This window comes from Celeribacter marinus (assembly GCF_001308265.1).
In the GTDB taxonomy this organism is placed as follows: Bacteria; Pseudomonadota; Alphaproteobacteria; order Rhodobacterales; family Rhodobacteraceae; genus Celeribacter; species Celeribacter marinus.
The window spans coordinates 1,473,157-1,485,969 of record NZ_CP012023.1 but is presented as its reverse complement, the minus strand read 5'-3'; the positions used below and the strand labels follow the sequence as shown (position 1 = coordinate 1,485,969).

14 protein-coding genes and 1 tRNA gene are annotated in these 12,813 nt (G+C 55.1%); 9 read left to right on the top strand and 6 right to left on the bottom strand.

Features of this window, described 5'->3' with window-relative positions; genetic code table 11:
* The first annotated feature begins 64 nt into the window (after positions 1 to 64).
* The gene (locus IMCC12053_RS07325; RefSeq protein WP_062217388.1) at positions 65 to 895 is read left to right on the top strand and encodes a DUF6473 family protein; all 831 of its coding nucleotides are present in this window, start codon (positions 65 to 67) and stop codon (positions 893 to 895) included.
* 91 nt (positions 896 to 986) lie between these two features.
* Here the strand turns inward: IMCC12053_RS07325 and IMCC12053_RS07320 are convergent, their stop codons facing one another.
* The 6 genes from IMCC12053_RS07320 to IMCC12053_RS07295 form a co-directional block, all read right to left on the bottom strand.
* On the bottom strand, positions 987 to 1,907 hold the full coding sequence (locus IMCC12053_RS07320; protein ID WP_062217385.1) for an electron transfer flavoprotein subunit alpha/FixB family protein: 921 nt from the start codon (positions 1,905 to 1,907) through the stop codon (positions 987 to 989).
* Positions 1,907 to 2,659 (bottom strand): electron transfer flavoprotein subunit beta/FixA family protein, encoded by a 753-nt coding sequence (locus tag IMCC12053_RS07315; protein ID WP_062217382.1) that lies wholly within the window; start codon positions 2,657 to 2,659, stop codon positions 1,907 to 1,909. The genes IMCC12053_RS07320 and IMCC12053_RS07315 overlap by 1 nt, the downstream gene beginning before the upstream one ends.
* Before the next feature lie 174 nt (positions 2,660 to 2,833).
* Entirely contained in the window at positions 2,834 to 3,406 is a 573-nt protein-coding gene (locus IMCC12053_RS07310; protein WP_062217379.1) for a cob(I)yrinic acid a,c-diamide adenosyltransferase, read from the bottom strand.
* 14 nt (positions 3,407 to 3,420) lie between these two features.
* The gene (locus IMCC12053_RS07305; RefSeq protein ID WP_062217375.1) at positions 3,421 to 3,618 is read right to left on the bottom strand and encodes a twin transmembrane helix small protein; all 198 of its coding nucleotides are present in this window, start codon (positions 3,616 to 3,618) and stop codon (positions 3,421 to 3,423) included.
* A 106-nt stretch (positions 3,619 to 3,724) separates the two neighbouring features.
* Complete coding sequence (locus IMCC12053_RS07300; RefSeq protein ID WP_062217373.1) at positions 3,725 to 4,558, bottom strand: SDR family NAD(P)-dependent oxidoreductase; 834 nt, start codon at positions 4,556 to 4,558, stop codon at positions 3,725 to 3,727.
* A 70-nt stretch (positions 4,559 to 4,628) separates the two neighbouring features.
* Entirely contained in the window at positions 4,629 to 5,243 is a 615-nt protein-coding gene (locus tag IMCC12053_RS07295; RefSeq protein WP_062217369.1) for an SH3 domain-containing protein, read from the bottom strand.
* A 160-nt stretch (positions 5,244 to 5,403) separates the two neighbouring features.
* Between IMCC12053_RS07295 and IMCC12053_RS07290 the strand changes: the two genes are divergently transcribed.
* The 8 genes from IMCC12053_RS07290 to IMCC12053_RS07255 all read left to right on the top strand — a co-directional run bounded on the left by IMCC12053_RS07290 (position 5,404) and on the right by IMCC12053_RS07255 (position 12,759).
* Entirely contained in the window at positions 5,404 to 7,749 is a 2,346-nt protein-coding gene (locus IMCC12053_RS07290; protein ID WP_062221021.1) for a DNA topoisomerase IV subunit A, read from the top strand.
* 11 nt (positions 7,750 to 7,760) lie between these two features.
* A complete protein-coding gene (locus tag IMCC12053_RS07285; RefSeq protein ID WP_074906146.1) occupies positions 7,761 to 8,453 on the top strand; it encodes a hypothetical protein in 693 nt (230 codons plus the stop codon).
* Between the two features lie 134 nt (positions 8,454 to 8,587).
* Positions 8,588 to 9,763 carry an elongation factor Tu gene (gene tuf / locus IMCC12053_RS07280; protein WP_062217321.1) on the top strand — a complete coding sequence of 392 codons (1,176 nt, stop codon included), beginning with the start codon at positions 8,588 to 8,590 and terminating at the stop codon, positions 9,761 to 9,763.
* A gap of 161 nt (positions 9,764 to 9,924) precedes the next feature.
* Positions 9,925 to 10,914, top strand: coding sequence for a zinc transporter ZntB (locus IMCC12053_RS07275; RefSeq protein ID WP_062217366.1), 990 nt, complete (start codon positions 9,925 to 9,927; stop codon positions 10,912 to 10,914).
* A gap of 98 nt (positions 10,915 to 11,012) precedes the next feature.
* Positions 11,013 to 11,088: transfer RNA gene (locus tag IMCC12053_RS07270), tRNA-Trp, on the top strand.
* Between the two features lie 89 nt (positions 11,089 to 11,177).
* Positions 11,178 to 11,897, top strand: a complete 720-nt coding sequence (locus IMCC12053_RS07265; RefSeq protein WP_062217364.1) for a glycosyltransferase family 25 protein — start codon at positions 11,178 to 11,180, stop codon at positions 11,895 to 11,897.
* 56 nt (positions 11,898 to 11,953) lie between these two features.
* On the top strand, positions 11,954 to 12,154 hold the full coding sequence (gene secE, locus IMCC12053_RS07260) for a preprotein translocase subunit SecE (protein WP_062217361.1): 201 nt from the start codon (positions 11,954 to 11,956) through the stop codon (positions 12,152 to 12,154).
* Between the two features lie 47 nt (positions 12,155 to 12,201).
* Complete coding sequence (locus tag IMCC12053_RS07255; RefSeq protein ID WP_062217358.1) at positions 12,202 to 12,759, top strand: pyridoxamine 5'-phosphate oxidase family protein; 558 nt, start codon at positions 12,202 to 12,204, stop codon at positions 12,757 to 12,759.
* Positions 12,760 to 12,813: the final 54 nt, after the last annotated feature.

The window sequence follows — 12,813 nt, the reverse complement described above, 5'->3', positions numbered from 1 at the left end:
CGAATTCGCAACATGTATGTGCGAATCTCCATCTCGGGTGAAATACAAACCAGTGGGTGGTTAAATGGCTTATCAATATCCTTCAGAGGGGTCTCTGAACTATCTTCCGTGTCGATACGGAAAATCCAAGTTGCTCTTTCGTGGACCACAAAAAGATCTGCGCGATGACTATATCGCCTTTCTTGGCGGGACCGAGACATACGGAAAATATGTCCCTGTTCCTTTTGTCGATCTCGTAAGTGCGGGCGCGCAAATGACGACCGTCAACCTTGGGTGTGTGAATGCGGGGACAGATGTGTTTCTCAATGATGAGACCGTCATGGATATGTGTGACGCATCGTCAGTCACCGTGTTGCAAATGACGGGTGCACAAAACATGTCGAACCGGTTTTACGCCGTGCATCCCCGCCGCAATGATCGATTTTTACGGGCATCGACCCTTCTTAAAACGATCTACCGTGAAATCGACTTTACCGATTTCAATTTTACACGACATCTTTTGAGTACGTTAGAAGCAGCATCGGTTGAGAAATTCGCGATGGTCCGTCAGGAGTTGAAAGACGCTTGGGTCGCACGGATGCGAACGATGGTGCAACGCATTCCGGGTGACGTTGTTTTGCTGTGGATGTCCGATCATGCCCCTGACGACAAGGACGCGACGAACGTGATCAGTGGAGATCCGTTGTTTGTGGATCGTGCAATGATCGAGGAAATCCGGCCATTGGTCAAAGATATTGTCGAGATCGTTGGGACGCGAGACGAGATTGAACAAGGCTATGATCTATTGGCGTTCCCGGAACTGGAGGCCGCAGCAGCCAAGGAGATGCTAGGCCCGATCGTGCATGCGCGTGCCGCAACGGACATCCAAACGGCATTAAGCGCAATCAAAAGGTAGTATGCGCCGTTCCAAGTTTGCCGATGTGAGTATAATCATGAAAAAGGCCCACCAATTTGGCGGGCCTTTCTGCGTCTTGGTGGATGAAAGCCTACAGTTTACCTGTCAGCTCAGGCACGGCTTCGAAGAGATCCGCTACAAGGCCAAAGTCGGCAACTTGGAAAATGGGTGCTTCTTCGTCCTTGTTGATCGCGACAATGACTTTCGAGTCTTTCATGCCCGCAAGGTGCTGAATCGCGCCAGAGATACCAACGGCGATGTAGAGATCAGGAGCAACAACTTTGCCGGTTTGACCCACTTGCCAATCGTTTGGAGCAAAGCCGCTATCGACGGCGGCACGAGATGCCCCAACGGCGGCGCCCAATTTGTCGGCCAACGCGGAGATGATTGCAAAATCGTCCTCTGATCCTACGCCGCGCCCGCCAGAGACGACGACCTTTGCGGAGGTGAGTTCAGGGCGATCACTAACGGCGACTTTGTCCTCAACGAATGTGGAGAGACCTTTGTCACCTGCACCTGATGTGGCGTCAATCGATGCAGACCCGCCGGTGCCCGCGGTATCGAAGGTGGCCGTGCGAACCGAGATGACTTTCATGGCATCTCCGGACTTCACGGTTTGGATTGCGTTGCCGGCGTAAACAGGGCGTTTAAACGTATCGGCGTCGACCACGTCGATGACCTCGGAAATCATCATGACATCTAGCAAAGCCGCAACGCGGGGCAGCACGTTTTTACCTGTTGTTGTGGCAGGGGCGACGATGTGCGTGACGCCGGCAGCCACAGATACGATCAGATCAGCGATATTCTCGGCCAACCCGTTGGCATAGGCGGCGTCATCGGCGCAAAGCACCTTTGTTACGCCGTTGATTTGCGCAGCGGTGTCGGCAGCGGCCTGTGGGCCACAAACCAAAACGGCGATGTCGCCAAGGGGAGCGCAGGCCGATACGGCTTTCGCGGTTGCATCGACGGCAAGTTCACTGCCTGCGACTTCGGCAAGGAGAAGTACGGACATCAGATAAGGCCCCCCTCTTTGAGTTTGGACACAAGCTCGTCAACGGACGCAACCATGATGCCAGCCTGACGAGCGGCGGGTTCCTCTGTGGTCAAAACTGTAAGACGCGGCGTTGTATCTACGCCGTAGTCGGCAGTTGAGGTTTCGCTCAGCGGCTTTTTCTTGGCCTTCATGATGTTTGGCAAGGACGCATAGCGCGGTTCATTTAGGCGCAGGTCCGTGGTCACAATCGCGGGCAAGTTAACGGAGATGGTTTGAAGGCCACCGTCCACTTCGCGTGTCACGATCGCTTTGCCGTCTTCAACTTTGACTTCAGAGGCAAATGTGGCCTGTCCCCAGCCGAGCAGGGCGGCCAGCATCTGACCCGTTGCGTTCATGTCATTGTCGATGGCTTGTTTTCCAAGGATCACCATTTGTGGTGCTTCTTGTTCGACAATCTTGGCAAGGAGTTTGGCAACGGCAAGGGGTTCTATGTCGACCCCTTGGTCGTCGACAACAAGGATGCCCCGATCTGCGCCCATGGCGAGCGCGTTGCGGATCGTGTCAGTCGATTTTTTCTCACCAATCGAGACGACAACAATCTCCTCAACGATGCCCGCTTCTTTCAGGCGAATTGCCTCTTCGACGGCAATTTCGTCGAACGGGTTCATGGACATTTTGACGTTGGCGAGATCGACACCCGTGCCATCGGCCTTAACTTTGACCTTCACGTTGTAGTCGATCACGCGTTTGACAGGCACTATAACCTTCATCGGCGTAAACTCCTTTAGCAGCCCCCGCGAGTGTCGCAGGGGTCATCGTTCAGCAACTTTATTACTCTTTCGCGCTTGCAGAAAACACCCCCAAAACGTCGCGGTTCGTTCCAAAGACGTGACGTTTGGAGGAAAAGTGACGTAGCGATAGCGCTCACATGTGGAACTGCGACCTTATCGGTTCGCTCCGGGCACCCACAGGACGTCATCCTTGCCGCCGTTATTGGCGACTCGCGCGACAACAAAGAACCAGTCAGACAGGCGATTGAGGTATTTGATGGCGGCATCGTTGACGTCTTCTGTGGTTGCCAGCTCGACACACAAACGCTCCGCGCGGCGCGACACGGTACGGCACAAATGCAGGTGTGCCGCCAAAGCGGACCCACCGGGCAGGATAAAGGAGCGAAGCGGTTCCAAATCTGCGTTCATCGCATCAATTTCTTTCTCAAGACGATCGGTTTGCGAGGCGATCAGGCGCAGCGGTGGGTATTCCGCCTCGGCATCGCTCGCCATGTTTGGACGACACAGATCTGCGCCGAGGTCGAATAAATCGTTCTGGATACGCGACAGGGCGGTGTCGATGTCGCTATCTGCGTGCAAGCGCGCTAGCCCCAGTGTAGAGTTCAATTCATCTACGGTGCCGTAGGCCTCTACGCGTGCGGAGTGTTTTGCCACGCGGGTTCCGTCACCGAGAGCTGTTTCGCCTTTGTCGCCGGTGCGTGTGTAGATCTTGTTTAGGACAACCATTGTGTTGCGCTCCCTTATTTGTTTCCGCCCAGTGCAACAAAAATCACGACCATGATCACGACGACCAATTGTGCGATGATCCGCCATTTCATCATTTTATTGCTTTTCTTGGCGCCATCGATGCCGCCGCGCCCCATGTGGGATATGCCGCGGGCCAAAATGAGTACGACAATAGCGCAGCCGATGCCTATGAGATAAATGAACGGGCTCATGGAGTGTCCTTTGTAACGTCGAGGAGTGTTTGGATAGATGTTAAGAGGGACATAGCGCATTTTTCTCAGTGTCAAAACACGCGAAACGCCGCGGCGCGTTCTAGCGTTATGCCCGCGCCATCAACGCATCAATTGCGCGTTGCGGTAAAAAGCGCCGTGCGAGTGCCGCGATGTAGGTGGGGGTTGTCACATAGTAATGCGCTTTTGGGCGGCGAGACGTCAGGGCGCGCTTGAGCTTCGCTGTGACCGCATCGGGGCCAAGTTCGAAAGGATCGGGTGTGCTGGTTTCGGCAGCTTTATATAAGCGTGGTACAAGCACATTGCGGTAATGATCCGCCCGCGCGGACGCTTTACAGTCAATCCATGCATCAAATTGCTTGCGTGCATTCAGGCGAAAGGCCGTTCCGATTGGTCCAGGCTCAATGGAGATTACATCAATTCCCGTGCCGCGCATTTCAAGGCGCATTGTATCGGTTAGTCCCTCGATCGCGAATTTTGTCGCGTTATATGAGCCGCGCCACGGCATCGCCATGATCCCTAAAACTGACGAACATTGCACGATGCGCCCATGCCCTTGTGCGCGCATCACGGGAATGACGCGGCGGGTGAGATCGTGCCAGCCAAAGACATTGGCCTCAAAGTTTTGGCGTAATGCATCGACGGGCAAATCTTCGACGGCGGCGGGAATAGCGTATGCGCCATTGTTAAACAGCGCATCAAGGGTTCCGCCCGTTCTCGACATGGCTTCGTCAAATCCCGCTTTGATGGAGGCAGAGTCTTCATAGTCTATCCGAAAGCTTTCAAGGCCTTCTTCGCGCAAGCGGGCACAATCGCCATCTTTGCGACAGGTCGCAAAAACTCGCCATCCATCTGCGTGCAACGCATGTGCCGCGTGATACCCTATGCCTGTGGAACAGCCGGTGATTAGAATGCTTTGCATGAATACCTCGATTGCGTGGGTGCAACAGGCTTAGCTCAACACGTGACCGACTGGAAACCCGAAGGTGCGTCTACTGGTCAATGGCGTCAATAAAACGTGCCGACATGTAACCCTCGACGCCTTCGCCCTCGACAGAGATTTTAACCCAACCGTTGTGGGGGGAGGGCATGACACGCACAATGTCCGCCTGGATCACTTGGCCGAGAACCTCGTCTGAGGTTGACGGACCTGACCGCACGTTGACGCGCTTGCCGGTTACAACGCCGAGCATCATATTTGTGACGTCGCCCTCGGGGGCGACAAGAGCCGCGAGCCGCTCAGGTTCGCTGGCGGCTGTTGTGACGTGAGATGCGGCCTTTATCAGATCGGCACGTGGTTCTTGAGTGTAGCTCACTTGCGAGAACGTCGGACGATTAGGCTTTGACACTGACGTCTCGAGAGACGCTACCTTTATATCGGGAGACGCTAAATTCTGATGGCCTGATTCGATTTGTGCAAGCGCAGGAACGTAGTCGCCCTTTCGTTTGCTATGGTCGTCAAAAGCGTTTTGAACCATTGCCATGATCGGCGTGCGATTGGCGTGACGGGCGTCGCGCTCAGCGATTTCCGCGCCCGACAAATCATCGCCAAAGGTATAAAGTACAGTAAAAAGACCCACCAAGGTCCAGGCAGTCAAACGTATCATAGCAACCCCCCAGTCACCAATTACACAAACGAAAGTATATATTATTGTATCCCTTTACGCGGACGGCGCTATCGGGGCAACCACTAGAAAGTCCTTTCTTTGAGGGAGTGTTGCGACAGGGCCGCTTGTCGGCGCGGACGTGGGCCTGTATTCAATTGCCATGAGCAATGATTTGACAGACACCGTGCCCGAGGGCAGCGAAGTATTTGAACCCCTGCGCCGTGCCATCGGTGAACGGTATTTAACCTATGCACTGTCAACGATTATGCACCGTGCATTGCCTGACGCGCGTGACGGGTTGAAGCCGGTTCACCGCCGTATTTTGTACGCGATGCGTGAGTTGCGCCTGTCGTCTACGGGTGGGTTTCGCAAGTCGGCAAAGATTTCGGGCGACGTCATGGGGAACTATCACCCCCACGGTGACATGGCGATTTATGATGCGATGGCGCGCTTGGCTCAGGACTTTAACGTGCGCTATCCACTGGTGCATGGTCAGGGGAATTTCGGCAACATCGATGGCGATAATCCCGCGGCATCACGGTATACTGAAGCGCGGATGACGGCGGCGGCAGAGGCGTTGCTTGAGGGCCTCAATGAGAATGCGGTCGATTTTCGCGAGAATTATGACGGCACGCTGACCGAACCGGTTGTTCTCCCCGCCGCCTTTCCAAATTTGCTCGCCAACGGATCGACTGGCATCGCGGTTGGCATGGCGACAAACATTCCGCCACACAATATTGTTGAGCTGATTGATGCCTCGCTGCACATGATCAAGACTCCCGATGTGCGTGACGAGACTCTGCTCAATTACGTGAAGGGGCCAGATTTTCCCACTGGCGGTGTTATCGTCGAGCCTGCGGAGAGCATGGCAAAGAGTTATGCCACAGGGCGTGGATCGTTTCGTCTGCGCGCCAAATGGGAGGTCGAGGATCTAGGGCGTGGTGTGTGGCAGATCGTCGTTACCGAGATTCCCTATCAGGTGGCCAAGTCCAAATTGATCGAGAAACTTGCCGAGTTGATCCAGACTAAAAAAGTCCCGATCCTTGCCGATGTACGCGACGAAAGCACTGAGGATATTCGCGTTGTATTGGAGCCCAAGTCCAAAAACGTTGATCCCGATGTGTTGATGAGCACGCTGTTTCGCAATTCCGATCTGGAAACGCGATTCTCGATGAACATGAATGTGCTGATTGACGGGCGCACGCCCAAGGTCTGTTCGCTCAAAGAGGTGTTGCGTGCTTGGCTTGATCATCGCCGTATTGTTCTGCACCGTCGAAGCCAGCATCGGATGGACAAGATTGACCACCGCCTTGAGGTGCTCGAAGGCTTTATCATTGCCTTTCTAAACCTCGACCGCGTGATTGATATCATTCGCTATGATGATGATCCTAAAACCGCATTGATGGCCGAGGAATGGGGGCGCGGTGTGGCGCGCGCCATGACCGAAAAAGACTATGTGTCGCCTCTTCCCGCTGCTGATGATCAAGGTGAGTTGACCGAGGTTCAGGCCGAAGCCATTCTCAACATGCGCTTGCGTAGCTTGCGCCGCCTTGAGGAAATAGAGTTGGTTAAGGAGCGCGACGCCTTGATGGCGGAGCGTGCGATTCTCGAAGACCTGATTCTCAACGAAGATGTGCAATGGGTGCGGATCTCCGATGAGTTGCGCGAGGTCAAAAAGACATTTGGCAAAGACTACCCGCGCGGCATGCGTTTGACGCAATTTGCTGAGGCGACTGAGGTCGAGGATGTCCCTTTAGAGGCCATGATCGAGCGCGAGCCGATCACTGTTGTATGTTCGCAAATGGGGTGGATTCGCGCGATGTCAGGGCATATCGATCTGACGCGCGAGTTGAAGTTTAAGGACGGCGATGGGCCACGGTTTACCTTCCACGCTGAAACGACAGACAAGTTACTTGTGATCGGGAGTAATGGCCGAATATTTACTCTATCAGCTGCAACGTTGCCCGGTGGACGCGGTATGGGCGAGCCATTGCGGTTGATGGTGGATTTGCCCAATGAGGTCGATATTGTTGACATCCTAAAACACGATCCCGAGGCCAAGCTCCTTATGGCGTCAAACGTTGGCAATGGCTTCATCGTGGCCGAAAAAGAGATCGTGGCACAGACACGCAGCGGGAAACAAGTTCTCAACGTGAAGGATGGCGAAGTGACCAAAATCGCGCATCGTATTCATGGCGACCACGTTGCAGTGATTTCGCAAAATAGGCGCTTTCTTGTGTTTGCTCTGTCCGAGATTCCCGAAATGGGGCGCGGCAAGGGCGTGCGTTTGCAAAAGTATGGTCAAGCCCGTGGTGCGCAAGGCATGCTTGAGCTCGACGGCGGCTTGTCCGATCTCACGACCTTCGTGCTCGATGAGGGTTTGAGCTGGACGATGGGTGGGGGGAACACCCGCACTGAAAAAGACTTAGGGCCATGGCTTGGCAAGCGGGCGGGCGTTGGCAAACAGCCGCCGCACGGTTTCCCGCGCGACAATACGTTTTCATAAAAGAGGTTTACATGTTGGTATTTCGGACGTTTCTCGCCTTTCTCGCCGCACTTACGCTTGTCGCGTGTGGGGAGGCTAAAATGGTCACGCAAGAGACCCCGAAACTTCAACTTGGTGACTTTTCGTTTGGCCACAATATTGTTGTCGCTGATGGTATGCAAAAAGGTGTGTTTTCGCGCACAGCGGAGCCGGAAGAAATCAAAGACTCCCTTACAGCGGCGTTGGCGGAGCGTCTTGGGCGGTATGATGGCGATAAACTCTATCACCTTGGCATCAAGGTCGAGGCTTATGCCCTTGCAATGCCGGGAATACCGATCGTCTTTAAACCGAAGTCGGCGTATATTTTGACGGTTACGGCATGGGATGATGCCGCCGGCGGCAAGCTCAACGAAGAACCGCGTTTGTTGACGATCTTCGAAGGCACGTCGGCACAAACCTTGATCGGGTCGGGCATTACGCGCAACAAACAAGAGCAAATCGATGTCCTGAGCCGCAACGCGGCGCGCCGTATTGAGCGCTGGCTTGAAGAAAACGGAGACTGGTTCGGCGTGGCGGCTGTGGGTGCCGAGATCACACAAGAAGATGACACGGCTGCAGCGTTAGAGCTATTGGCCGCTAATGCTGACCCTGACGCGCTTGCAGCGGCGCAAAAGGTTGCGGCTGAACAACAGGCCGCGGCACAGACGCAACCGCAGTCCCAGTAGCTTGCGCGCACAAGGCAACGAATAGAATGGCTGAATTTGCAACTGGTGCTTGATTTTTGTCTCGATAGCCAATAACTAGCCCGCGATGTTAATTCGGGTCATTGTGGCCCTTTCAAACCAAGAGGCGCCTCGATATGGCTAAAGGTAAGTTTGAACGCAACAAACCGCACGTGAACATTGGCACGATCGGTCACGTTGACCACGGCAAGACGACGCTGACGGCAGCGATCACCAAGTACTTTGGTGACTTTAAAGCCTACGACCAGATCGACGGCGCGCCGGAAGAGAAAGCACGCGGGATCACGATTTCGACAGCCCACGTTGAGTACGAGACGGAAGCCCGTCACTACGCCCACGTTGACTGTCCTGGTCACGCGGACTACGTAAAAAACATGATCACGGGTGCGGCGCAGATGGATGGCGCGATCTTGGTTGTGAACGCCGCTGACGGCCCGATGCCACAGACGCGCGAGCACATCTTGCTCGGTCGTCAGGTTGGCATCCCGCACATGGTTGTCTACATGAACAAAGTTGATCAGGTTGACGACGAAGAGTTGCTCGAGCTGGTTGAGATGGAAATCCGTGAGTTGTTGTCGTCCTACGACTACCCGGGTGACGACATTCCTGTGATCCCAGGCTCCGCGCTTGCGGCTATGGAAGGTCGCGATCCTGAGATTGGCGAAGAGTCGATCCGCAAACTGATGGCAGCTGTTGACAGCTACATCCCGACACCGGCACGCGCGGTTGACAAGCCGTTCTTGATGCCGATCGAGGACGTGTTCTCGATTTCCGGTCGCGGTACTGTTGTAACGGGTCGCGTTGAGCGCGGCGTTGTCAACGTTGGTGACGAGCTCGAAATCGTTGGTATCAAAGACACCACGAAAACGATCTGTACGGGTGTTGAAATGTTCCGCAAACTGCTTGATCGCGGTGAAGCTGGCGACAACATCGGCGCATTGTTGCGCGGCGTTGACCGTGATGCGGTTGAGCGTGGTCAGGTTCTGGTTAAGCCAGGTTCAGTTAAGCCACACACGAAGTTCGAAGCTGAGGTCTACATTTTGACCAAAGAAGAGGGTGGCCGTCACACGCCGTTCTTTGCGAACTACCGTCCACAGTTCTACTTCCGCACGACCGACGTGACAGGCACTTGTGTTCTGCCCGAAGGTACGGAAATGGTTATGCCCGGCGACAACTTGAAACTGTCCGCTGAGCTGATCGCACCGATCGCGATGGAAGAGGGTCTGCGCTTTGCGATCCGCGAAGGCGGCCGCACAGTTGGCTCCGGCGTTGTGTCCAAAATCATCGAATAAGAGCGCTTAGCGCCCTTACGCGATTGATCGAATAGAAAAGGCCCTGCATGCGCGGGGCCTTTTTGTATCGAGGGGGGCGTGATGAGCGGTGCCGTAATAAATTGCACTTCGCGCCTGACCCCGTATCATTTGCGCGCAGGTGCGATCAAAAGGACAGTCCGATGCGAGACGCCCATATCAAGTATGCTCATGTCCTAACGGGAGGGGCGCGGGGAGCCATCCTCGACGATGAGGCAATGCGCACGGTTTTGCGTGCCGAAACGCTTGGCTGGGTTCATTTAGATGGGACGCATGCTGACTCTGCGGGATGGATCGCCAGTCATCTGGATTACTTGGACCCGCAGGCCATTGAGGCACTCCTTGATCCCGCCTCGCGTCCGCGTATTACACCGCTTGGCGATGGCCTTATGATTATTCTGCGGGTGATCAACTTTAACGAAGGCGAAGACCCCGAGGACATGGTGTCTTTGCGTGTGTGGATTGATGCGCACCGGATCGTGACCGTATCACTACGCCGTGTGCGAGCGGTTGAGCGCATGAGTGACGCGTTGAGCGCAGGCATTGGGCCGCAAACGGCGGGACAGTTTTTGACCCGTCTGATTGAGGATGTGACTGGAAAAATTGCGGATTTTCAATCGGATCTCGACGTTCAGGCCGAGGCACTTGAAGATAAAATTGTGCGCGATGAAAGCGATGGATTGCGGTCTGATGTTGTAAATTTGCGCTTGCAGGTCATTGCAGCGCGCCGCTTTATGGCGCCGCAGCGGGATGTTATCCATGCAATCGCATTGAGCCAGTGCAGTTTTATAGATGAGGAGACTCGTCGCGAGATTGAAGAAGAAGCTCAAAAAATGACGCGCGTGATCGAAGACCTTGATGAGTTGCGCGATCAAGCGATCGTGTTGCGTGAGGAGCTTTCCGGTCAGCTCTCTGATCGCCTAAACCGCAATATGTTCGTTTTGTCGATGATTTCGGCTGTATTTTTGCCGTTGGGATTTCTGACGGGCCTGTTTGGCGTCAATGTCGGTGGCATGCCGGGCCTTGCCAGCAACGCGGCGTTTTTCTGGCTGTGTGCATCCCTTGTGGGTGTTGTTGCCGTGCAAGCGGGTGCGGTGTTTTGGATGCGGCGCACACGACGACCGTCCCGCTGATCGTAGCGCATTGGGTGCGTGTGCGGAGTATTTCATGCGCAGCGCACATTCGCGCTTGCAAACCTATCCGGCCTCTCGTATCCCATCGCGCACCAAGTAGGGGTATAGCTCAGTTGGTAGAGCGACGGTCTCCAAAACCGTAGGTCCCGGGTTCGAACCCTGGTGCCCCTGCCATTTTACACCAAGACGTCCGCGTGTGATTGCGCCCACCCGAACGCGCAGCTACCAATGTGTGGTTCAGAACCGTTTGTGTGGAGACTATTTTGGCCCCCCATCCCCTTGCCCAACTCGATGCGGTCTATGTGATCAATCTTGATAGTCGTCCCGACCGTTTGCGTGCGATGGAGGCCGAGTTGGCGCGAATTGGGCTGTCGTTTGCGTCAATGAATGTGATCCGCCACGCTGCCTATCGCCCTCAAAGCCAAGGCAGCTTTCCCTCACGTGGCGCGCGTGGGTGCTTTATTAGTCACCTCACCGCGCTTAAGGCCGCGCACGGGGCGGGCCACAAGCAGGTACTCATTCTTGAAGATGACGCATTGATAACGCGGCGGTTGTGTCGGGGCGGTGCCACATTGTCCGCGCAACTCGATGCCGCTGATTGGGATATGTGCTATCTCGGGTTTCGCCTCATGAGCGAGAGCACCTCAAGCATTCAAGGTTGGTGCGATGTGTCCCCAGAGACGGACATTACCTGCGCCCATGCCATAGTATGGCGCAGTGGCGCAATCGCCCGTGCCATCCCTTATCTCGATGCGATGCTCGGCCGTGAGGCGGGCGATCCACTAGGTGGACCTATGCATGTCGACGGGGCGCACAACTGGCTGCGCCGTGCCCATCCCGATTTGATTGCACGCCGCAGTGCCAAGCAACTTGTAACGCAACGCGCCTCAGATAGTGATATTGCCGCGCAAACCCGTTATCGCAGCAGCACATTCATCGGCCTTTTACGTCGCCTGAAAGACTTCACGGCGCGTTGGGCTTGAATTCTACGGCGCACTGGCGTAGATGCCACAAACCACATCAGGTTCAGGAATAGACAATGGCCACTAAGACAAACCCACTTCAGTTCATCCAGCAAGTTCGCGCTGAGGTCTCGAAGATCGTCTGGCCAACGCGCCGCGAAGTCATGTTGACCACGGTTATGGTCTTTATCATGGCGGCTCTTACGGCTGTTTTCTTTTTCCTCGTTGATCTGATCATTAAAACCGGACTTCAGGGCCTGTTGAATTTCGTCGGATAAGCCACTGCGCTTTGCGAATAGGGTCGGGGCTGCAGTAGGGGGCTCCCTTGGCTAAACAATTCGATTCCATTTCCGATACATTGCGCGCCTTTGTCGAGCGCCAGCATATCTTTTTCTGCGCTTCCGCCGCGCAGGACACGCGCGTCAACCTCACGCCGCGCTCTACCGACTCCTTGCGCATAACTGGGCCAAACGAGGCGCTATTTCTTGATCTCACCGGGTCGGGAAACGAAACAGCGGCGCATGTGATCGCGGACGGGCGTTTGACGCTGATGTTCTGCGCCTTTGAGGGGCCGCCGATGATTTTGCGCCTGTATGGGCGTGGCCGCGTGGTGCATCGCGATGCGCCCGAGTTTACACCACTGTTCGCGCAACACATCGGTGGCGACATACCGGTTAATGCGCGTCAGATTTTTATTCAGGACATCGATCTGGTGCAAACGTCCTGTGGTTATGGCGTGCCACTTTTCGAGTATACCCGCGAGCGTCCGGCGTTGCGCAATTGGGCTGCGGACAAAAGCGATGCCGATATCCGCGCCTATTGGGGCGAGAAAAACCGCACCTCGATGGACGGTCTGCCGACCGGTGTTTTTGACGACACCTGACGGGGCGAGCGGGGTGACGCCGGTGGGCCTGTTTGCGCCCTAAAGGCTTGAACT